Source organism: Caldivirga sp. MU80 (assembly GCF_001663375.1).
GTDB lineage: Archaea > Thermoproteota > Thermoprotei > Thermoproteales > Thermocladiaceae > Caldivirga.
The window spans coordinates 30624-50272 of record NZ_LCTF01000002.1; the positions used below are offsets into that span (position 1 = coordinate 30624).

Consider the following 19649-nt stretch of genomic DNA (forward strand, 5'->3'; position numbering starts at 1 on the left):
CGTATAAATATTCTGCAGTTGAAAAAGTTTATCTACCCAAGCGCCAAGTCCCCCTCATGTCGATTAAGGTATCCCAACTCATAAGAGGAGGTGTGATAACGGTTGACGCATCAGCCACGATAAGGGACGCCGCCAGGGTAATGGCCAATAACAACATCGGCCTCTTGGTGGTTATGGATCGTGGAAGGATGGTTGGCGTGGTGAGTGAAAGGGATGTGGTTAGGGCTGTGGCTAGGGGTATTGATTTAAGCGAACCAGTGATAAATATATCAACCAGGGAGGTGATAACTGTTGGCGTCAGCGCCTCGCTTTACGAGGCAGCTGACCTAATGCATAAGTCAAACATAAGGCACTTAGTCGTTGTTGATGAGTCAAGAAATCCAGTGGGCGTATTGTCAGTTAGGGATATTGTCGGTGAGGTTGCCAGGTTAAGAACCTTAGCCGAGCAGGGTGCATCAGGCACCATTGAGGAACAGCCCATACCCCACACTGATTAGCACTCTTCATTAAGCCCTTAAAACCAATGCACGACTTAAAGTTTATAAAACCAAGGCATCCGACGCCCTGTGCCGCATAGGTCTAGGCATAAGCGTGGCAGTAGTGGATCAACTAGGCCAGCCACTAAGACCATACCGCCATGGCTAAGCTACTTCCCGGAGGACGTGGAGAGGCTTGTTGTTGAACTTGCTAGGAGGGGCTTTACACCGTCAATGATAGGTGTCATTCTTAGGGACCAGTACGGTATCCCCCTCGTTAAGGTTGTCACCAACAAGAGGATTACTGAGATACTGAGTGAGAATGGACTTAAGCCTCAGATACCGGAGGACCTAATGGCGCTTATTAGGAGGGCTGTAAACATTAGGAGGCACCTTGAGGAGCACCCCAAGGATGCTTCAGCCAAGAAGGGCCTGATATTAACTGAGTCTAAGATACATAGGTTAATAAAGTACTACAAGAGGACTGGTGTACTCCCCCAGGACTTCACCTATAGCCCAGAGAGGTTTGCCATGGCGACATAGGCGGTTTTTAACTTAATCCCTTACGGTGCTAACATTTAAAAGGGTGACCCTTGAAAGTTAGGGTATGCGTTACGTTAAGCTTGGTTGGTCTGGGGTTAAGGTTTCTCAAATATGCCTTGGTACATGGCACCTCCCCCCATTAAGGGAGAAGGATGAGTACGGAGTGTATAAGGTTGATGTTGAGGAAACGAGGAGGATTGTTAAGAGGGCCATTGACCTCGGGATAAACTTCATAGATACGGCTAACGTCTACCACGGTACAATGTCTGGACCAGACTACATCCATGCTGGCAATGCTGAAAGGATCCTTAGTGACATTCTCAAGGGTTATGATAGGGAATCCCTTGTAATAGCCACCAAGGTTAGGTGGAGGATGGCTCCTTGGCCTAATGGTGAGGGGTTGTCGAGGAAGCACATTAGGTGGCAGATCAAGGAGTCACTGAAGAGGCTTGGCTTGGATTACGTTGATTTATACCAGATACATGCACCAGATCCAGATACGCCTAAGATTGAGACCCTTAGGACACTTAATCAACTGGTGGAGCAGGGCCTTGTTAATTATATTGGTGAGAGTAATCACCCAGCTCATGACATTGTTGAGTTCATGGAGTTAGCCGAGAGGCACAACCTAGAACCCTTCACAACAATGCAGGAACCTTACAATTACATTGAGAGACAGATTGAGAGGGATAAGATACCCGTAGCAAAAAGATACGGAATGGCAATACTAGCCTACATACCCCTGGCACAGGGTGTGTTAACTGGGAAGTACGTGGACTTTGAGAATAAGACCTGGAGGATCCCTGAAATGTCTAGGGCCGACTACATAGAGGGTATGAGGCGTAGGTACTTTAACGATAGGAACCTTAAGATGCTCATAGAGTTCCACGAGGTGGCTAGGGAGTTGGGGGTAAGTGACGCACAGTTGGCACTAGCCTGGATGCTTAAGAGGGGTGAGGATCTTGGGGTGACGATAATACCGATAATAGGCGCCACCAGCGTCAAGCAGCTTGAGGATGACTTAGAGAGCTTGAACGTTAACATCAGCGGTGACGTTATGAAGAGACTTGAGGATATATATAAGAATTACACCCAATGACGTTCAGCCATGGGTGAAACCGTTTAAAGACCACCCTAATTAACCCAGTTATGAGCATTTCAAGTAAGGTTAGGGAGCTTGCCAACAGTATGCTTGAGGAGTCTAAGAAGCAGGTTTTAGCTAAGGTTCAGGATGCTAAGGGTAGGATCACTGAGTACATAGAGTCCAAGAGGAGGGAGCTTCTGAAGTTGGCTGAGGGTAGTTAGGCACGCTCTCCCAACGTTGATTGGTTTTTAAAGGGGTGCAGGCTGCGGCTTGTTGCTATGGTGGTTGATAAGCAGTTGATTAAGCAGGCTGTCAGGCAGATACTGCTGGCCATTGGTGAGGATCCTGATAGGGAGGGGTTGAGGAGGACTCCCGACAGGGTTGCCAATATGCTTGAGGAGTTGACAAGTGGACGGGAGGATAATGTACAGTACACGCTGTTCGAGGGGTCAAGCAACATGGTTATTGTAGCTGGGGTAAGGTTCTCAACACTGTGTGAACACCACCTACTACCAATGTTTGGCCTAGCCCACGTGGCCTACGTGCCTAAGGATCATGTGATTGGGGCGAGTAAGATACCTAGATTAATCATTAAGTACTCCAAGATGCTTCAACTCCAGGAGAGGTTCACTAGGCAGGTAATGGATGAGATATCAAGGGCCACTGGATCAATGGATGTCATGGTCCTCACTGAGGCTTACCACACCTGCATGATGGTTAGGGGTGTTAAGGTTCCCTCACCCTTGGTCTCAATAGCGTATAAAGGTAAGTTTAATGACCAATCCCTAAGGATGGAGTTCCTGGAGTACATAAGGCCCTTTAGGCTTAATAAACTGACGATATAAAGCGGCATATGTTTGGTTGAAACCGAGTAAAATATTTAATATCCAGCAGCACCCTTATCGACACAATGATTAACGACTACTTGAGGTTGATGAAGCCGCATGTGATATGGCTGCTAGTCCTCTCAGCGATAGTGGGTTACATAGCCGCAGCCCCCTCAATAAACCTAGTTAAATTAGTAGAGTTAACCGTGGTTGGCTTCCTATCCACGGGGGGTTCAGCGGCGTTCAACATGTACTATGAGAGGGATATTGACAGCTTGATGACAAGGACCATGAGACGCCCAATACCCAGTGGTAGGGTGAACCCGCAGGGCGCATTGTCATTCTCCATGGCCATTAGCCTAGTTGGCTTTACACTATCCTACGTGTGGCTTGGTGTATGGGTAACGTTAATGGTGGCTTTAGGTTGGTTCTTCTACGTGGTGCTCTACACAATCATGCTTAAGAGGAGGACCTGGCTAAACATAGTTATAGGGGGCTTCGCTGGGAATGCAGCCTTACTTTCAGGTTGGGTGATGGCTAAGCCAATTGATACTGAGGCTATCCTACTGTCAATGGTGATATACCTCTGGATCCCAGCCCACATATGGTCATTAGCCTACTACGCAAGGGATGACTACAGGAGGGCTAATGTACCAATGCTACCTGCCGTAGTTAGTGAGGAGGTGAGCGTCAGGGTTATATCAATACTTAACCTAGCTTCAATAGTATACATGCTTATTCTTTATTACGTATACATAAATAGCGTAATGGGCTATGCGTTAATCGCACCAGCAGCCCTAGCCGGTGTGGTAATAACAATTAGGGCCCTTGTTAAGCCAACTAACAGTAACTTCAGGACCATGTTTAAGACCTCGAGTCCAATCCTACTACTATTCCTAGTGGCAGTCATAATATCAAGAATTTAAGTAAAATGAACGTGAATGATTTAATTTTAATAACCGGCCTCAATGTACTTGTCCAGCAGCCTAATCCTCTTAGCTGGGTGTGGGTGATCTGAGAAGGCCTCCTCGAGTATTGACGGCTTATAATTCCTCCAATACTCAATCAGCTCATCAACATCAGACTCCGGTATCTCCTTCCAATCCTTAGGTAGTGGTGAGAAGAATAGCATGTGGCTTAGGTTTGAACCGGCATTCCTCCTTATCACCTTACCGATCCTGGGATCCACGCTGAGGTATATTTTAGCCAAGGCCCTCTGCAGGTTCCTGGCAGCCCCCGGTATTGTTATCGCAGAGTTAATGTCCGCATAGGCCTCCCTCATCCTGTTTAGGGCTAGTAGGAATAGGTTGAACAGGAAGCTTACGGCCAGTAATCCTAAGCCTATTAGCATCAACACTACCGGTGAATCGGATCCACGCCCCTCACCCCACCACGAGCCCCATAGCCCACTGAACCATAGGCTATAACCCAGCCAGTATATTAAGGCTGGTATTAGGCCTATGAACATCAGAAACTCGACATCCCTATGCCTCAAGTGGCCTAGCTCATGGCCAAGCACTGCCTTTATCTCATCCTTGTTCAGTATCTTAAGGAGCGGCGTGGTTATGGCAACCCTCTTACCGGCTATTGGGCTACCGTAGGCGAAGGCGTTTGGAAATGGCGCATCCGCTATGTAAACCTTAGGCGTCTTAATCCCATTAGCCTCGGCAACTTCGTTAACAATGTCCACTAGCCAACCGTACCTAGGGTCATCTGGGCTAACCTCCCTGGCGTGGTACATGGCGTTTATTATGTATGGTCCGAAGAGCCATTGGAGTATGTTTATGAAGAGTATGAATATTAAAATGCCCGTTATAGCGTACACCGTAAGCATTGTTGGACCATACAGAAGCGCCAACACGCCCAAGGCCAACGCTAAGCCAAGTCCAACTATCACCATGGCTACGCCAGCCATTGTTAACCTAAGCTTAACCAACTCCCAATCCATGACGGCAACTTAAGCTTTAACTCTTATAAACCTTTCTCACATCAGGTAATTATCTTAGTGTAGGGGATGGTTGATTCATCATGCGTGTATCTGCCTTAAATTCGCTCATGCTAATTTAACTTAACCATTTAATTAACATTAAAATAAAGTATTTAGGGCGTCTTAAATCAGTCAGCCATGGTTGACTCAATAGGGGGTAAAATAGCCCTAGTTACAGGTGGTTCAAGTAGGATAGGTAGGGTCATATGTAGGCGCCTAGCCAAGGAGGGGGTTAACGTGGTGGTTCACTATAATTCATCAATGGATGAGGCGTTGAAACTTAGGGATGAGTTGATTAGGCTGGGTGTTAAGGCATGGGCCATTAGGGCTGACTTGGCTAGGCCCAGTGAGGTAATGGGCCTGGTTGATGAGGCCTTTAGACAGGCTGGTGAGGTAAATTACCTGGTGAATAACGCCTCAGTGTTCCCCAGAGTTAGCATCAGGAACGTTAACTTCGATGACTTAAACCTGGTCACACAGGTTAACGCCTGGGCACCACTAATACTTAGTCTCAGGTTCTCGCAGATGGTTAAGGAGGGTAAGATAGTTAACGTCATTGACTCAATAGTTGATGGGTACAACTTTGAGAGATGCCGTCTCTCCGGAGGCGGTGGTTAACCCACCGTCTCCTTCTCGGCGGCTTTTTCGTGGATGCCGCCTCCAGCTGCGGGAGTGGTTGCCGCTAGTTGCCTAGTGGTTCACACCACTCCCCTCGCCGAAGGCGGCATCGAGATCCCCCTCGCCAAGCTCATCGGGTTCACTTATGCAATTAGTTACTGCAGAAAACTTTATAAGTTTTTCTGTATTTTTTGGTCTTGGTGTACATATGCCTGAGGAGTATGTGTTTCATGCTAGGGTGTCGAAGACTAGCCACGGCCTCCTCTGCATTTACATACCCAAGGAGTTGAGCGTGAGGATGAGGCATCTTCATGGGAGGCAGGTGGTTATCCGTGTTACAGTCCCAGACAGGTAACGTTGTGGATGCATTCGCAATGGTGAATTACGTTACCATTACTGGCAAGCTCCACCCGGCCTCAGGCGAGGACTACATGCGCCTAGTGAGACTGGCATGGGACTTCAAAAATGCTGTCCGAATAACCACTAGGATGATTGCTAAGGGGGTGGGAAGAAGCAATATTCTTAAGGAGCTTAGGGGAGTGCTGAACAAGGCATACGCCGACTCAGCGTATAAGCTAGCCAAGGCGATGGTTGAGGGGTGCTTATTCAACGGTTGCAATCCACTGCATATAGAGGTGAGGAGGCCCTTCATTGTTAGTGAGGGTGAGTCTTCAAGGCTTGGGAACAGAAACGTGAGGCTGGAGGACACGAACATAGTCAAGGTCAAGTACCCATACGATGGCTCATGGATAACGCTACGGGCTGAATTCGGGGAGAGGTACCTACCACTACTCAGGGAGTTAGCGGAGCTTGCTAGGCGGAAGAAGGTGAGTTATGGGGCTAGGATAGTCTTTAGGGAAGGCAGCATATACCTGCACTTATCAATCCCGATAAAGCTCTACCTCAAGTACTTCAAGAGGGGTGAAGCCAAGGGAGGGCTGGTGGCTGGCTTCGACATTAACAGCGATAGGGTGAACCTGGTAATCATTGATAGGTATGGGAGGATAGTGGACACTAGGACTGCGTGGTTCACCGAGGCGGTCTCACACGGTTTTTCGAGGAATAGGGCTAGGGCTTTGAGGCTCGGTGCATTGGCGAAACTGTTGAAGTACTGCTACACGCATAGCGTTGGCGTAGTAGTGTTTGAAAACCTCTCACTGATTAAGAGGAGGAGGTATACGAGGAGTAAGACGGGTAATAGGAAGATAACACTCTTCGCCAAGAGGCAACTAATACAGTACGGCGTAGTAATGGCGCTGAAGTACGGGTTCAAAGTCATCCTCACCAACCCAAGGGGAACAACAAACTCCAAGGAACACAGCGAAGTAATGAAAAAATACGGATTGGATAGACACACAGCATCAGCATACCTAACAGCCCTAAGAGGACTCACCCACCAACAGAAATAAACACCACAAATGATTATGAAAACCAAAACAACTCCACAACCCCCAGGTATAACGGTTAACGCCGTTGCCCCTGGCATAATACTACCCGCAGCCGATGAGGATGAGGGTAAGGTTAACTTAATGGTTAACCAAGTACCCCTAAGGAGGCGCGGTACGCCTGAGGATGTGGCTGAGGCCGTAGTGTTTCTCCTTAAGAGTAGCTACATAACTGGCCAGGTGATTTACGTGGGTGGTGGCGAACACCTTAAGCCAAGGGTGGTTTACGATGAGTAGCAGCTTATTTAAAATAAGCATTAGGGGGCTTAAGGTTAAGACCATTATAGGTGTTAAGCCTAGTGAAAGGGTTAAACAGCAGGAGGTAGTCATAGACGTTGACCTCTGGGCTGACTTAAGCAGGGGGGTTGCGGGTGACTCCATTGAGTGCACAGTGGATTACAAGGTTATTAAGGATGAGTTAATATCATACGTGGGTAACGTTGACTTCAAGCTAATTGAGACCCTAGCCGACAGGGTGGCTAAGGTTTGCCTACAGGACCACAGGGTGAGGATGGTTAGGGTTAGGGTTGAGAAGCCAGGCGCCTTAACCGGGGCTGAGGCGGCCAGTGTTGAGGTTGTTAGAAGCAGAGCTAGTAGGCTTGCGGATGCCTTCATAGCGGTTGGCTCAAATATAGACCCAGGCCAAAACGTTAAGAGGGCCATAGTCAGGCTTGTTAATGAATTCGGCCCCCTGGAGGTTTCTACGGTCTACCTAACGGAGCCAATACCCGAGGGCCAGCCACCCTACTACAACTGCGTCGTTAGGGTCAAAACGGCCCTAAGCCCCCTCAGCGTCAAGAAGATCCTGAGGGGCATTGAGGATGAGCTTGGGAGGGTCAGGTCCAGCGACAAGTATGCCCCAAGGACAATAGACCTGGATTTAATAGTCTACGGAAACCTCGTGATTAAAAACAGTGAATTAACAATACCAGACCCGGAGATAGCTAACAGGCCCTTTCTAGCAATACCACTATTCGAATTAGAACCAGACCTGGTTATACCCGGTTTAAACAAGTCCATTAGGGAGTTGGTTAAGGGAATTAGTAATGTGGGCATGAAGCCGCTACCCGAATACACTAGGGAGTTGAGGAAAATAGCCATGCATGCTAATCCACAGCAGGATAAATGCACCACAGCTTAAGGTACAGGGTTAAAGCTATAATAACAGAGTTAACTAGCCTGACCTCTCTCCGCCTTGAAGGGCGAGGCTTAACCATTATGTCATGCCCCACGTACCGAGTATATCCTGTCGTTACCTGGGCCACAGTAGATGACGGCTGGTTCAGGCTCAATGCGTTCACCAGTGGCTGGGTCTGTTGTGTGCGCTTCAAATAATTCCCTAGCCGTTAATTGCCTATACACAATCTTACCCTCACTCATGTTAACCACGTAGCCCCTCAACTCCTTAACTGGAAGCCCGGTGAGGTCATCAATCTCCCTCCTGAAGGACCTTAGGATAATGCTCAACACATTACTTAACCTAGCCGACTCCACGAACCACCTGTAAAACTCGGGCCATAGGTACGGGTTTGCGCCATACACAATCTCACTCGGCCCTATTCTCGTCATATCCCACTTAATCGCCTCCCAATCACCAGCCTTCTCCAGCCCCATGTCCATAGCCATTACGACTCCATCATCGAGGTCCCTCCAGGTGCTTGGCCTAGCTAATTTAGGGCCCGTTACTGTCAGTATTGCCGTCTCAATGACGTGGGACTCCAGCTCGGAAAGAAGCTTCGACAAGCCATCAACCTTGCCAGTCCAGCTACTTCTTTCACTCCTCGCCTTATTAACGAGGTTGTAAATCTCCCTGGACTCCTTCCTCACAGTCCTCTTAAAGAACTCTATTAATTCGTCAAATGTACCCTCGAACTCGTCTAGGTACTTGTGAGCGCCGATCTCCGCCTTGAAGATGAAGTGGTACCTATCTCCCCATAGGCGGAATCTGTCATACTCCAGTATTGAGAATGGGACGTAAACCCCAAGGGACTTCGCATACTCCCTAACCGCCCTCTCTATCCTACCTATCTCTTCACTTAACTTCCTTCTCCTCCTTAATTCCCTCAGTAACTCCCTCCTAAAGACCTCCAGTTGCCCCGGCTGCGCCTCCTTGAGGAATCTCAGGACGTCCTCAGCATCAAAACTAACCTCCCTACCTCTCCCAATGTAGATCGACTCCTCCGGAATAACAACCTCCCCCCTCCTAGCCTCCTCAACAGTCTCCTCAAGCCTATCCCTCACCTGCGCCACCAAGTCCCCATTCTCATCTAACTCTATACCAATTAAGTCGAGAACATAATCCACGTACCACTTAATCCTCCTCAAATCCCCGGCATCACGCCCCGGCATCTAAATTAAAAGTACTAACTAAGGCCTTAATAAACCATTGTCCTAGCGTACTAGATTCATCATGGCGACTTATTAAATTTTAGCATGACGGCGGGGACTGAGCAGTGATGCCGCATCTGTGAGGGCTTTGAAGGAATGAGCGGTAGTCTCAGAGGGTGCAGAAACCCGCCTCCTCAGGGCGGGGAGCCGTCAACAAGAACCTTTATAGGGGTTGCATTACCCGTATTGTTAATGACGCAGCCGCTTGATTGCGATGAGTACAGTAGGTGGATTAGGCAGGCGGAATACACTTTAAGGTCCATAGATGCGGACATGAATTCAAGTAATTACTCATGGGTATGCTTTAAGGCTCAGCAGACAGCTGAGTTAGCGCTTAAGGCATTATTAAGGGCCATGGGTAAGCCAGCCTATGGCCATAACCTGGTGGCTTTATTCAACGACCTAGTTAATTACTGCAGTAATGTGAGCGATAGGTTAAGGTTTTGCGTTGGTTATCTCGATAAGATGTACGTAACACCACGCTACCCAGATGCCTTCGTTGAGGGTGTGCCCTTTGAAAGGTACACGAGGGAGGAGGCCGTGGAAGCCTCAAATTGCGCTGGGCTAATCGTGAATTGGGTAAGGGGGTGTTCACCATGTCGTTAGATGAGGTAATTAGGGAGAGGGCCGTTGAACGGGAGCGCGTCATCAGGGGGCTGCGTATTTACGCAGATAGATTGAGGATTAGGCTTGGTGGGTTAACAATGATACTCTATGGTTCATACGCCAGAGGGGACTTTAATCTATGGAGCGATGTAGACGTGCTCATAATATCTGAATACTTTAGGGGGAGGAATTTCGTAACCAGGTGTATAATCCTTGATGATGCACCACCGAGACTTGAACCAATATGTTGGACACCTGAGGAAGCCGTCAAGGCATTGACCAAGCCCTGGTGGTGTGAAGCCCTTAAGCACCACGTAGTCATCGTGGATGATTATGGGGTAACTAGGTTGTTAAAAGCACACTAGGTTATAGCGACTACCCGTAGTCTTCGTAATGCCGTTGAATTGATAATGATAAGGAGCAGTAAACCTAGCCCCTTCAGGGTGGGGAAGGGGTCAAATAATACCCCCTCAGCTATCACTACCGGCATTCTACAATTATCCTCCTGGGTAATCATCTTCATGGGCTTTCTAACTTTTACTCAATTTCCCTAACTAAGTAATCAACCTGACTTTACCCGCGGCTAAAGCCGATCACTAAGACACCGCCAACGTTAGGTTCTTAGCAGTACTCACCAAGGTGCCGGAGGATAATGCAGTTATTATTAGGGGATTTACGGAAAAGGCTGAGAGGAAAGTGGGGAAGGGTAGAAATGAAAGTCTAGAGGAAGGATGAAGTAGGAGCCGTAGACCTAGGAGTTTCCCACCCAGCGGTGTTTATTGGTACTTTATTGAGACTTAATGATTACCACCTAGTGGGAAACGTGACCCTTGCTTACCGCAGTAACTTATTAAAATTAACACGTAATGCTTTAATTGTATGAGTAGGGTTAAGGTTGGTAGGATTAGGCATAGGTACTTCGCCTACGTGGGCAGGATAAGGGTGGTTACTGGTGGCGGTGAGACTAAGACTAAGGATAAAGGTGAGGGAGAGGGTTACGGAGGAGGTAGCACTACTCAATAGCGGCTTTGAAGCCCCAACCCCACAGTTGCTAATACCAATAAGTACAGCTAAGGCTCTCGAGCTGTGGCCCCCAACTGGTGAGTCTAAGGAATTAATCGTGGATACGGCAGGCGGTCCGTTGAGGGTTTGGTTTTACCCACGAATAGCCCTCGTCAAGGTCATTACCAGTGATGCAGAGTCTAGGGAGGTCCTCACGGACCTGTTGGTATCGCCACTAGCCGATGAACCGCTGATAAGCGATATGTTGGCTGAGGAGTTGGAAATCGTAGTTGAATCCTTTGGTAGGGGGCTATGGAGATTCAGGAGCGAGGCGCCAGGTAAGTTGAGACCCTCGGAGAGGCGCTAAAGCTATATTGTGCTTAAGCGTAAACAGTTGCGTGGGTTTAACCAGGGTTAAGGTGTTGGTTATAAACCCGGAGTCGGGTGCTAATGCCGAGGTTGAGTTAATAGTCGATACTGGGTCGATCTTCACCTGGATTGATGGGAGGGTGCTTGATGGTATTGGCATAAGGCCTAGGAGGGTTAGGTCGTTTAGGACGATCGATGGTAAGGTTGTGAGTAGGAGGGTTGGCGTGGCCGTCATTAGGTATGGGGAGTACGAGGGCGATGTCGAGGTTGTATTTGCCGAGGATGGCGATGCCCAAGTACTCGGGGTGACGGCTCTCGAGACCCTGGGACTGGAGGTGGATCCATTAACGGGTACGCTGAAGTATGTAGGACATTTAACAGTTTAAGCTAAGGGTATGTGCCGAGTTGTTTCGTACAATGCCCTACCTTTGTTAATTCATAGGTGTTTACGCATGGTGGTCATTGTTAATTCCGGGTGAAATACCGTAGCCAACATGGCATTCTCCTAAGCTGCAACTATGATCTCCTTAACCCTCGGGTGCCTAAGCTTCATGAGGGGATTTACATCCCTAAGCTCTAACCATCGCGGGCGCCCTTATGAACATGGTCCTCAAAGTGCCAACTGCATCAACGTTGACATTCACCTTGAAGGAGTCCCCTTGCTTACCGAAGGCATTCCCACACGGTTATATCCATAACACCAAGTATTGGTTGCCTCACCAACCACGGAGTCCCTATCCTTAGCTATGAATATGACGCCGGCGTAGGTGCCAAACGTTAGTAATCCATCAATGATACGTCCCCTCAAGGCATTGAGTAGCTTAGCCCTATTAACCAATGAACCTATTGTCGTTAATTCACTAGGTATTACCATTGCCCTTACATCACTCAATTGTTTAATCCTCCCCACCCTAACTACATTAACGGTCAACCCTATTCCTTACATCTTTAATAAAAGAAATAAGGCAGAGTATGGTCACGGTATGTCTATCCGACAATAATGGTTAAGCCTCGCCCTTAAGGGCGGGGTTGCACCAATACGTGGGATGGGCTCATAAACCCCAGCTCCGTTGAATTATTCAATAACCCTCAAAGAGGGAGTAACAATTAAGACCCCCAAGGTGAAAACCCACCCCTTTAGGCGGGGAGGGGTCATTTACTGAGAGTAATCCTTAATAATGCCTTTAAGTTTGGTTAGTCATATGAGTAGTGGCGTTCTTGGTCTGTCCCTGGTTCACTGGTCTATTTATTCAACGGTTTTTGATTTACCCTCAGAGTACTAAGTAGACTTGTTGGTCTGGGTTACTCGGTGGGTAGGGCTCAGTTTGTTGGTGGTGACGTGGTTGTTGAGTACCTCGTTGATGAGGCTATGAATAATGTTGTTGCGAAGAGGAGGTTTGAGAATGATACTATTAGGGTCCTGTATGACGGTGGTAGGAGGGCTATTGGTGTCATGGGTGGTAGTAAGGATTCCTTAACAGTGGGTCTTGCCGAGCTTTACAGGGCGTTGAATGAGTCTAAGGTGCCTGAGCCCCAAGTTACGGAACTCCTAGTGAGTTATACGGATAGACTTACGGTATGTCCCGATAGGAGCATCGAGTTTGGAAACTTCAAGCTCCAGCAGAGGGGCTATAGTGACGGCAATTATTGCGGGCCTTGCCTGGGCTATCATTTATTACTTCGCAGTATTGCAATTACCATGGTAGTACACCGAATTCATCAAAGTTATGGACGAACTTCATTGGAACTTAGCTATTGCCATATATAACCTAATCGTATGGGATTATGCCATAGGTACCCTGTATTGTATATTAACAATAATAATGGGGCTTTGCTGGTCGTACTGGGTCCTGGGGGTACCTCGCAGTTTTTGGTAGGGAGGCAGGGCTTTGGGTTAAGTTGAAGAGGGTCGGGTCACCAATGATTAAGAGGTGGAATCCGTGGCAAAGGGCTCAGCACATATTGGTGTTCATTACATTCGCCATCTGCGACTTCACGGGCTTCGTGACTTGGCTCGATATGAACCCATTATGGAGGCAGGTGTACATAGAAAGCTTGGTGAGTTTTAGCGGGTCTCTGCCGTACTTCCTATGGCCATCATTCAGCGGTCCCTATCAATTAATCCTATATTCACATAATTTCTGAAATAATAATGGGCTTCATCATGTTGTTGCGCTTTGGTTATTATGGAGCTGGGGTAATAGTTGACAAGATCAGGGGCTACAGCGTTCGGGAGAAATGGTTCCTTCTGCAAATATTCTCGCTGGTCTTTGTTAAGTACATGTTGCATAGGTCCATATGGTTAATCAATCCCAAGCATCCATTGCCAGAGTGGGTTCATAAGTACGACTCAGAGGAGCTGTTTGAGTACTGGGGCGAGTTTGCCGGTAGTATCATCATAAGTGTTACCGGCGTATTAATGGCGTTTTGGAGCCCATCAGTTGATGCCGACTTGGCGTTTATATTTCATACTAGGGAGGCGATACTTGCAGTTATGTTTTTGCTACTAGTCCACATGGCGTATACGCATCTCAGCCCAATAATATTCCCATATAACGAGGTATTCCACAGCGGTAAGAGCAGCTTGACGTGGTTAAGGAGCACTCAAGGTGGTACGAGCAATTAAAGAGGGAAGGCGTTGTGAAGGAGGATGAGTCAAAGTAAACCTGGTTGTTGAGAATTCACGTTTTAAAACCCTGTTATTATCGCTATTTATTATCACTATGAATAATAAAAAAGTATTTTAACACGGTTCATATAAGCATGGTGTGGTTAATCAATTAACTAATAACCAAGCACGCCTAAACGGCGTCTGTCTTCCTCAACAGAGTATTGATTGTTGGAATTGCCCCGTGATTAAGGATAGGATTAACGTGGCTGAGTTAATCTTCAGGAGGAACATTGCCATAACCAGGAGACTGAGGGAGTACATATTCAAGTTCTCCGATATACTAAGACGGAGCTATGGTGAGGATTACGTGTTCAAGATAATGGACTTCTGCGGTACCCATGAGTGGACTATAGTTCACTTTGGCATTAGATCCCTAGTACCCAACAATGTGGAGCTTGTGGCAGGACCTGGTTGTCCTGTATGCGTCACTCCATCATACTACATAGAGCAGACGATTAAGTTAGCGCTGGAGGGCGTGGTTGTGTATACGTATGGCGATGTGTTTAGGTTACCGGCTCTTAAGCCCGTAAATGACGCCCGCAGCCTTGCAGAGGCTAAGGCATTGGGTGCCGATGTTAGGATAGTGCATAGCATAGTCCATGCAGCCATTGACGCTGGGAAACATGGTAAGGATTCCGTGTTCGTGGGAATAGGCTTTGAAACCGTTGCGCCTGGTTACGCAGAAGCTGCGTTAAAGAACCTACTGCCGAGCAATCTTAAGTTAATGAGCCTGGTAAAACTAACGCCACCTGCTGCCTTCTATTCACTCGACATACTTAGAGAGAAGCCCAATGATTGCCCCGTCATGGGCGTCATAGCACCAGGCCATGTCTCAACAATAATAGGTGGCAAGGCCTGGACACCGATAGTTGAGAACTACGGTATACCAGTGGTTGTGGCTGGTTTTGAACCTAACGATGTTTTGATGGCAATAGCGGAGATCCTTAGGCAATTGGCTAGGAATGATATTAGGGTGGTTATTGAGTACACAAGGGCTGTGAAATGGGAAGGCGATGTGAAGGCTCAATCCTCAATTAGGACCGTGTTCGAGACCGTGGACTCAGCATGGAGGGGTATTGGTTATATACCCAAGAGCGGCTTAGCCCTTAGGCCCATGTTTAGTAAATTCGATGCATTTGAGTACTTCGGTATAAAGGACTTAACGCCTGAAGAGTGGAGATACGACTTACCACCTGGTTGTAAGTGTGCCGAGGTCACCCTGGGTAAGGCTAAGCCGACGGATTGCCCACTGTTCATGAAGCAGTGCACATCAGATCACCCAGTTGGACCATGCATGGTCTCCATGGAGGGTGCCTGCGCCGTTTGGGCTAGGTTTGGTGGGGGTGGTTTATCGATGGAGATAGCTAAAGACCTAGGCTTGGTGATGTGACATGTGTTGGGCTGTACCTGCCGTGGTCCTAGACATAGATGAAAAGAACTCCTTAGCCTACGTTGATATAGGCGACGGTATACCTAGGCCGGTGGTTATTGGTATAGCCAACGAGAGGGTGAACAGGGGTGACTTGGTCATGGTACATGCAGGCGTGATAATAACGAGGCTTGACCTAGATGCTATTAACCAATTCATTGAGGAGAAGAAGGAGTTAGCTAGGGAGTTGGCACTTATGGCTGGTGATGACCCTGAGAAGGCCGTTAGGGAGGTTGAGGAGGAGTTCGATAAGATATTTGAGATAGCCAGGAGGGCTAGGGAAGGAGAGAGGGGTGTTGTTAGGGAGATGTGGTGAGCGTGAGTTACATAGCTAAGAACATAAGGGTTGTGGGTATAGTACAGGGAGTTGGTTTCAGGCCATACGTTAAGTTATTGGCCGATAAATACGGGATCAAGGGTTTCGTTAGGAACCTCGGCGGTGGTGAGGTTGAGATACACATCGAGGGTCCGGGGGACTCCGTAAATTCCTTCATAAACGAGTTCCTCACGAGCAGGCCCAGCGCCATATACATTGAGGAGTATGAAATAACGGAGGCCAAACCCCTGGGGTATGGTGACTTCAAGATACTTGAGAGTAGGGTTGAGAGGAGCGCCATATCCATGATACCGCCTGACATGGCGATATGCGAGGACTGCCTCAGGGAGATTCTGGATAACAATAACCCCAGGAGGTATAGGTACCTATTCAACTCCTGCAGCTTCTGTGGACCTCGCTTCGCGGTGATTAAAGCATTACCATACGATAGGCACAATACCTCATGGAGTAGCTTTAGGATGTGCCCACATTGTGAGCGTGAGTACTGGGAGCCAGAGGTAGGTGGTATTAGGAGGTATTATTACCAGGGGTTGTCCTGCAAATACTGCGGTCCAGGGGTTAGATTACTAAGTATTGATGGTGAGCCCATAGGTACTAGGGATATTATTCACGATACAGCGAAACTCATTGATGAGGGCTACATAGTGGCTGTTAAGGGTGTTGGTGGTTACCACATAGCTGCCCTAGCCTCATTGGACGATGTGGTACTTAAATTAAGAAGGCGAAAGAAGAGGCCGACACAGCCATTCGCGGTAATGGCGCTTGACCTAGATATTGCAGGGAGGCTCGTCGAATTGAATGATAGTGCTAAGGATTTATTGAAATCGTCGCAAAGACCCATAGTCCTCCTACCTAAGAAGCCTGATACGCCAGTTTCAAAATACGTATCCCCAAACCTGGATAAGGAAGGCGTATTCCTACCTTACACTGCACTCCATTACCTACTGCTCAGCGAGGTTGAAGATCACTTCCTAATAATGACCAGCGGTAATGTCCACGGGCACCCCATGTGCGCAAGCATCAATTGCGTGATGAATAAGTTGAGGGGGGTTGTTGATTACGTACTTGATCATGACCTGGAAATTGCGCATAGGGTCGATGACAGTGTTGTTAGGTTCACGGGGGATAAGGTCGTGATTCTCAGGAGGTCCAGGGGCTATGCACCAATGTGGGTTAGGATTCGTAGGAGACTGCGCAGGCCCATTATTGCATTTGGCGCAGACCTGCAGATGGCTGGTGCAGTTGCGGTTGAGGATAAGGTAATCCTCACGCAGTACATAGGTGACCTGGACGAGTACGAGACCCTTGAGGACCTGGACAGGGAACTTTTGGTTCATGAAGACTTACGGTATTAAGGACCCATTATTAATGTGCGATGCTAACCCATCATACGCATCAACGTGGTTATGCCATAGGTGGGCTGAGAAGTACGGACTGGATTACGTGAGTGTTTATCATCACCACGCGCATGCGTTGGCCACGGCTGCTGAGTGGGGCGAAGTTGAGCCTTTCGTTTCAATAGCAATTGACGGTGTGGGCTATGGATCAGATGGCATGGTTTGGGGTGGTGAGGTGCTTATTGTAGATGGCGATGATTTCGTGAGATTCGGACACCTTAGGTACGTACCAATGTCAGGCGGTGATTTGGCATCAATGTACCCTGTGAGGATGGTTATCTCCTACCTATCCCAGTTCCTCAGTGATGGTGAGGTCCTCGATGCCGTGGGTAGGTTGGGCCTCACAACGAAGCTGCCAGGCGGTGAGTTGGAAGTTAGGGTTATTCTTAGGCAGTTACGTAATTCATTAATGACGTCAAGCATTGGAAGGTTCCTGGACGCAGTATCGGCATTGCTCGGCTTAAGCACGTACAGGAGTTATGAGGGTGAGCCAGCAATAGCTCTCGAAGCCCATGCCAGGGGTGGTTCATACATAGGCAATGGAGTTATTAGGGATGTCGTTGTGAGGGATGGTGGAGCTTACATAGTCGACACAGCGAGGCTCTTTAGGTGGGCCTATGAGGCTTTGATTAGTGGTGTTAGCACGAAGGATATAGCCTACACGGTTCAGTATGGTGTTGGTAAGGCTTTGGGAGATGTGGCGTGCATTGCAGCTAGGGAGGTTGGTAACCCAAGGATTTACCTGGCAGGTGGTGCTGCGGTTAATGATTATGTATATGCGGGCATAAACTCGGCAGTTAACAATTGCGGAGGTACCGTCGTGCTGCCACGTAAGGTGCCGCCTGGCGATGGTGGTATTGCACTAGGTCAAGCCTATTACGCGGCATTTAACAACAATATTTAAAATTCGGCACTAAATAATCAATGGACATGGAGTTTGATAAGTACATCAGGCTTGCCCATGGGTCTGGTGGTGTCGAAACCTCGGCAATCCTTGAAAAATTAATTTTCAGTAGGGTAGAGGAATCGCTTAAGAGAGTTGGTAATGGCGTTGGTATAGACTTCCCAGACGATGCTGCCGCCATACCGCTACCAAGCGGTGATTACTTAATAGTGACCATAGACGCCTACACCGTAAACCCACCCTTCTTCCCAGGAGGGGATATTGGCGTGCTGGCGGCATCCGGTTCAATAAATGATGTACTCATGATGGGCGGAAAACCCTTGGCGATGCTGGACTCGGTGGTTGTTGAGGAGGGATTCCCCATGGATGACCTATCGAAAATCATCGACTCATTTATAGACATACTTAAAAAAGAGGGTATAGCACTCATTGGTGGTGACTTTAAAGTAATGCCCAAGGGGCAACTGGATAAAATAGTTATTACTACCGTTGGTATCGGATTAGCGAAGAAACCCATTGTTGATGTGCCGAGGGTTGGCGATAAAATCATAGTTAGTGATTACGTAGGCGACCATGGCGCGGTGATCCTGGCGTACCAATTAGGTAGTGATGTGTCGACAGAGCTCCTTGAGAAGTCAAGGTTGAGGAGCGATGTTAGGCCCTTGACAAAGCTCATGTTACCATTAATCGAAAAGTATGGTGATTACATACACGCAGCTAGGGACCCGACCAGGGGTGGCCTGTCGATGGTCCTTAATGATTGGGCCAAAGCAAGTAATGCCATAATTGTGGTTGATGAATCTGCAATACCGGTACGCCCAGAGGTCTCATTCTTCGCAGGTATGCTCGGCATAGACCCCTTATACCTAGCCAGTGAGGGTGTCGCGGTCCTAGCGGTTGATCCACAGGTAGCGGATGAAGTAATGGCGTATATGCATTCACTGGGCTTTGTTAACGCCAGAATCATCGGTGAGGTTAGGAAGAGTGAGAAGTACAGTGGGTATGTCCTTATGAGGACAGTGTCAGGCGGATTTAGAATACTTGAACCGCCAAGAGGTGACTTAGTGCCGAGAATTTGCTAGCATATTTTGAGAAAAATGAACTATTAAATCGAATACTTTATTAGTTATATAGTCAAGCTTTTTCTTTAATTTCTCAGATAAATCACTAGATAACGTTACTAAATCTCTTATTCCTATACCAATAATTATTATCTCCTTAGGTGGACCTAAATTATACATCTTAGCAATATCTAGTAAATCTCTTAAACTCAATGTATGTGGCGCCTTAATACTATTCCCATAGTAACTATTTAAACTTAATATTAGCACCTCGCCCCAAAGTTCATCATTATCGACATACACACTATCAACAATAATCAGTAAATCAACTCCAATAATTAAATCTAGGAGGTTTATTCCAATCCTTTCAGTTATCACAACTTCTAAACCTAAGGATTCAAGATTCTCCCTTAATCTTTCTCCAACTAAAAGCCCTATTTTATCCTCTAAAAATAAACTATTTCCCAAAAAAATGACTCTTATCTTTTGCATATTTTTGAAGAGA

Annotated in this window: 27 protein-coding genes; 23 read left to right on the top strand and 4 right to left on the bottom strand. The window is 47.5% G+C overall.

Translation table 11 applies throughout. The annotated features are described in order from the left end of the window. Positions 1-56: 56 nt before the first annotated feature. From AAX04_RS00720 to cyoE, 6 genes are all read left to right on the top strand, one after another. On the top strand, positions 57-497 hold the full coding sequence (locus AAX04_RS00720) for a CBS domain-containing protein (protein ID WP_066792776.1): 441 nt from the start codon (positions 57-59) through the stop codon (positions 495-497). Between the two features lie 69 nt (positions 498-566). Next, positions 567-1019 carry a 30S ribosomal protein S15 gene (locus AAX04_RS00725; protein ID WP_066792777.1) on the top strand — a complete coding sequence of 151 codons (453 nt, stop codon included), beginning with the start codon at positions 567-569 and terminating at the stop codon, positions 1017-1019. Between the two features lie 64 nt (positions 1020-1083). Continuing rightward, complete coding sequence (locus tag AAX04_RS00730) at positions 1084-2118, top strand: aldo/keto reductase (protein WP_066792780.1); 1035 nt, start codon at positions 1084-1086, stop codon at positions 2116-2118. 50 nt (positions 2119-2168) lie between these two features. Continuing rightward, positions 2169-2324, top strand: coding sequence for a hypothetical protein (locus AAX04_RS11740; protein ID WP_156519617.1), 156 nt, complete (start codon positions 2169-2171; stop codon positions 2322-2324). Between the two features lie 57 nt (positions 2325-2381). After that, positions 2382-2948, top strand: coding sequence for a GTP cyclohydrolase I (folE, locus tag AAX04_RS00735; protein ID WP_066792782.1), 567 nt, complete (start codon positions 2382-2384; stop codon positions 2946-2948). Positions 2949-3013: 65 nt separating this feature from the next. Further along, positions 3014-3856: a heme o synthase gene (cyoE, locus tag AAX04_RS00740; protein WP_066792783.1), complete on the top strand. Its 843-nt coding sequence runs from the start codon at positions 3014-3016 to the stop codon at positions 3854-3856. A 26-nt stretch (positions 3857-3882) separates the two neighbouring features. Here cyoE and htpX read toward each other — a convergent pair whose 3' ends face one another. After that, positions 3883-4878 carry a zinc metalloprotease HtpX gene (htpX, locus tag AAX04_RS00745; RefSeq protein ID WP_066792786.1) on the bottom strand — a complete coding sequence of 332 codons (996 nt, stop codon included), beginning with the start codon at positions 4876-4878 and terminating at the stop codon, positions 3883-3885. A 177-nt stretch (positions 4879-5055) separates the two neighbouring features. On the opposite strand from htpX, the gene AAX04_RS00750 reads away from it, so the two are divergent. The 5 genes from AAX04_RS00750 (at position 5056) to folK (ending at position 8121) form a co-directional block, all read left to right on the top strand. After that, positions 5056-5535, top strand: a complete 480-nt coding sequence (locus AAX04_RS00750) for an SDR family NAD(P)-dependent oxidoreductase (RefSeq protein WP_066792788.1) — start codon at positions 5056-5058, stop codon at positions 5533-5535. 208 nt (positions 5536-5743) lie between these two features. Then, on the top strand, positions 5744-5890 hold the full coding sequence (locus tag AAX04_RS11745) for a hypothetical protein (RefSeq protein ID WP_156519618.1): 147 nt from the start codon (positions 5744-5746) through the stop codon (positions 5888-5890). Further along, entirely contained in the window at positions 5868-6944 is a 1077-nt protein-coding gene (locus tag AAX04_RS00755) for a hypothetical protein (RefSeq protein WP_156519619.1), read from the top strand. The genes AAX04_RS11745 and AAX04_RS00755 overlap by 23 nt, the downstream gene beginning before the upstream one ends. A 15-nt stretch (positions 6945-6959) precedes the next feature. Then, positions 6960-7217 (top strand): SDR family NAD(P)-dependent oxidoreductase, encoded by a 258-nt coding sequence (locus tag AAX04_RS00760; protein WP_238377742.1) that lies wholly within the window; start codon positions 6960-6962, stop codon positions 7215-7217. After that, positions 7210-8121 (top strand): 2-amino-4-hydroxy-6-hydroxymethyldihydropteridine diphosphokinase, encoded by a 912-nt coding sequence (folK, locus tag AAX04_RS00765; protein WP_066792792.1) that lies wholly within the window; start codon positions 7210-7212, stop codon positions 8119-8121. The genes AAX04_RS00760 and folK overlap by 8 nt, the downstream gene beginning before the upstream one ends. Positions 8122-8201: 80 nt before the next feature. Here folK and AAX04_RS00770 read toward each other — a convergent pair whose 3' ends face one another. Beyond that, positions 8202-9329: a hypothetical protein gene (locus tag AAX04_RS00770; protein WP_066792794.1), complete on the bottom strand. Its 1128-nt coding sequence runs from the start codon at positions 9327-9329 to the stop codon at positions 8202-8204. A gap of 231 nt (positions 9330-9560) precedes the next feature. Between AAX04_RS00770 and AAX04_RS00775 the strand changes: the two genes are divergently transcribed. The 5 genes from AAX04_RS00775 (at position 9561) to AAX04_RS00790 (ending at position 11731) form a co-directional block, all read left to right on the top strand. After that, on the top strand, positions 9561-9974 hold the full coding sequence (locus AAX04_RS00775; protein ID WP_066792796.1) for a HEPN domain-containing protein: 414 nt from the start codon (positions 9561-9563) through the stop codon (positions 9972-9974). Next, complete coding sequence (locus AAX04_RS00780) at positions 9965-10339, top strand: nucleotidyltransferase domain-containing protein (RefSeq protein WP_066792798.1); 375 nt, start codon at positions 9965-9967, stop codon at positions 10337-10339. Before AAX04_RS00775 ends, AAX04_RS00780 begins: the two co-directional genes overlap by 10 nt. A gap of 514 nt (positions 10340-10853) precedes the next feature. Further along, a complete protein-coding gene (locus AAX04_RS11750) occupies positions 10854-10997 on the top strand; it encodes a hypothetical protein (RefSeq protein ID WP_156519620.1) in 144 nt (47 codons plus the stop codon). Beyond that, the gene (locus AAX04_RS12310; protein WP_238377743.1) at positions 10927-11343 is read left to right on the top strand and encodes a hypothetical protein; all 417 of its coding nucleotides are present in this window, start codon (positions 10927-10929) and stop codon (positions 11341-11343) included. Before AAX04_RS11750 ends, AAX04_RS12310 begins: the two co-directional genes overlap by 71 nt. Before the next feature lie 31 nt (positions 11344-11374). Beyond that, on the top strand, positions 11375-11731 hold the full coding sequence (locus tag AAX04_RS00790) for an aspartyl protease family protein (protein ID WP_066792800.1): 357 nt from the start codon (positions 11375-11377) through the stop codon (positions 11729-11731). Positions 11732-11985: 254 nt separating this feature from the next. Here AAX04_RS00790 and AAX04_RS00795 read toward each other — a convergent pair whose 3' ends face one another. Beyond that, positions 11986-12255 (bottom strand): hypothetical protein, encoded by a 270-nt coding sequence (locus tag AAX04_RS00795; protein ID WP_255363403.1) that lies wholly within the window; start codon positions 12253-12255, stop codon positions 11986-11988. Positions 12256-12654: 399 nt separating this feature from the next. Here AAX04_RS00795 and AAX04_RS00800 point away from each other — a divergent pair, with 399 nt between their 5' ends. The 7 genes from AAX04_RS00800 (at position 12655) to hypE (ending at position 19165) form a co-directional block, all read left to right on the top strand. Then, a complete protein-coding gene (locus AAX04_RS00800) occupies positions 12655-13113 on the top strand; it encodes a hypothetical protein (protein WP_066792804.1) in 459 nt (152 codons plus the stop codon). A 402-nt stretch (positions 13114-13515) separates the two neighbouring features. Beyond that, positions 13516-13971 carry a hypothetical protein gene (locus tag AAX04_RS00805; RefSeq protein WP_156519622.1) on the top strand — a complete coding sequence of 152 codons (456 nt, stop codon included), beginning with the start codon at positions 13516-13518 and terminating at the stop codon, positions 13969-13971. A gap of 142 nt (positions 13972-14113) precedes the next feature. After that, positions 14114-15406 carry a hydrogenase formation protein HypD gene (gene hypD, locus AAX04_RS00810; RefSeq protein WP_369818395.1) on the top strand — a complete coding sequence of 431 codons (1293 nt, stop codon included), beginning with the start codon at positions 14114-14116 and terminating at the stop codon, positions 15404-15406. 1 nt (position 15407) lies between these two features. Beyond that, entirely contained in the window at positions 15408-15761 is a 354-nt protein-coding gene (locus tag AAX04_RS00815) for a HypC/HybG/HupF family hydrogenase formation chaperone (RefSeq protein WP_066792808.1), read from the top strand. Beyond that, entirely contained in the window at positions 15755-17137 is a 1383-nt protein-coding gene (gene hypF, locus AAX04_RS12555) for a carbamoyltransferase HypF (RefSeq protein ID WP_369818396.1), read from the top strand. Before AAX04_RS00815 ends, hypF begins: the two co-directional genes overlap by 7 nt. Next, entirely contained in the window at positions 17118-18083 is a 966-nt protein-coding gene (locus tag AAX04_RS12560) for a hypothetical protein (RefSeq protein WP_369818397.1), read from the top strand. Before hypF ends, AAX04_RS12560 begins: the two co-directional genes overlap by 20 nt. A 26-nt stretch (positions 18084-18109) precedes the next feature. Next, the gene (hypE, locus tag AAX04_RS00825; protein ID WP_066792810.1) at positions 18110-19165 is read left to right on the top strand and encodes a hydrogenase expression/formation protein HypE; all 1056 of its coding nucleotides are present in this window, start codon (positions 18110-18112) and stop codon (positions 19163-19165) included. Here hypE and AAX04_RS00830 read toward each other — a convergent pair. Continuing rightward, positions 19145-19636, bottom strand: coding sequence for a hydrogenase maturation protease (locus AAX04_RS00830; protein WP_066792813.1), 492 nt, complete (start codon positions 19634-19636; stop codon positions 19145-19147). The two genes, hypE and AAX04_RS00830, sit on opposite strands and share 21 nt — an antisense overlap. Positions 19637-19649: the final 13 nt, after the last annotated feature.

Bases quoted from the DNA above. Each gene is read 5' to 3' on its own strand.
- htpX (WP_066792786.1), bottom strand. From the start codon at position 4,878: ATGGATTGGGAGTTGGTTAAGCTTAGGTTAACAATGGCTGGCGTAGCC.
- AAX04_RS00770 (WP_066792794.1), bottom strand. From the start codon at position 9,329: ATGCCGGGGCGTGATGCCGGGGATTTGAGGAGGATTAAGTGGTACGTG.
- AAX04_RS00815 (WP_066792808.1), top strand. From the start codon at position 15,408: ATGTGTTGGGCTGTACCTGCCGTGGTCCTAGACATAGATGAAAAGAAC.
- AAX04_RS00750 (WP_066792788.1), top strand. From the start codon at position 5,056: ATGGTTGACTCAATAGGGGGTAAAATAGCCCTAGTTACAGGTGGTTCA.
- AAX04_RS00830 (WP_066792813.1), bottom strand. From the start codon at position 19,636: ATGCAAAAGATAAGAGTCATTTTTTTGGGAAATAGTTTATTTTTAGAG.
- AAX04_RS12560 (WP_369818397.1), top strand. From the start codon at position 17,118: ATGAAGACTTACGGTATTAAGGACCCATTATTAATGTGCGATGCTAAC.
- AAX04_RS00730 (WP_066792780.1), top strand. From the start codon at position 1,084: ATGCGTTACGTTAAGCTTGGTTGGTCTGGGGTTAAGGTTTCTCAAATA.
- AAX04_RS00775 (WP_066792796.1), top strand. From the start codon at position 9,561: ATGACGCAGCCGCTTGATTGCGATGAGTACAGTAGGTGGATTAGGCAG.
- AAX04_RS11745 (WP_156519618.1), top strand. From the start codon at position 5,744: ATGCCTGAGGAGTATGTGTTTCATGCTAGGGTGTCGAAGACTAGCCAC.
- AAX04_RS00780 (WP_066792798.1), top strand. From the start codon at position 9,965: ATGTCGTTAGATGAGGTAATTAGGGAGAGGGCCGTTGAACGGGAGCGC.
- AAX04_RS00720 (WP_066792776.1), top strand. From the start codon at position 57: ATGTCGATTAAGGTATCCCAACTCATAAGAGGAGGTGTGATAACGGTT.
- folE (WP_066792782.1), top strand. From the start codon at position 2,382: ATGGTGGTTGATAAGCAGTTGATTAAGCAGGCTGTCAGGCAGATACTG.
- AAX04_RS11750 (WP_156519620.1), top strand. From the start codon at position 10,854: ATGAGTAGGGTTAAGGTTGGTAGGATTAGGCATAGGTACTTCGCCTAC.
- folK (WP_066792792.1), top strand. From the start codon at position 7,210: ATGAGTAGCAGCTTATTTAAAATAAGCATTAGGGGGCTTAAGGTTAAG.
- cyoE (WP_066792783.1), top strand. From the start codon at position 3,014: ATGATTAACGACTACTTGAGGTTGATGAAGCCGCATGTGATATGGCTG.
- AAX04_RS00760 (WP_238377742.1), top strand. From the start codon at position 6,960: ATGAAAACCAAAACAACTCCACAACCCCCAGGTATAACGGTTAACGCC.
- hypE (WP_066792810.1), top strand. From the start codon at position 18,110: ATGGAGTTTGATAAGTACATCAGGCTTGCCCATGGGTCTGGTGGTGTC.
- AAX04_RS11740 (WP_156519617.1), top strand. From the start codon at position 2,169: ATGAGCATTTCAAGTAAGGTTAGGGAGCTTGCCAACAGTATGCTTGAG.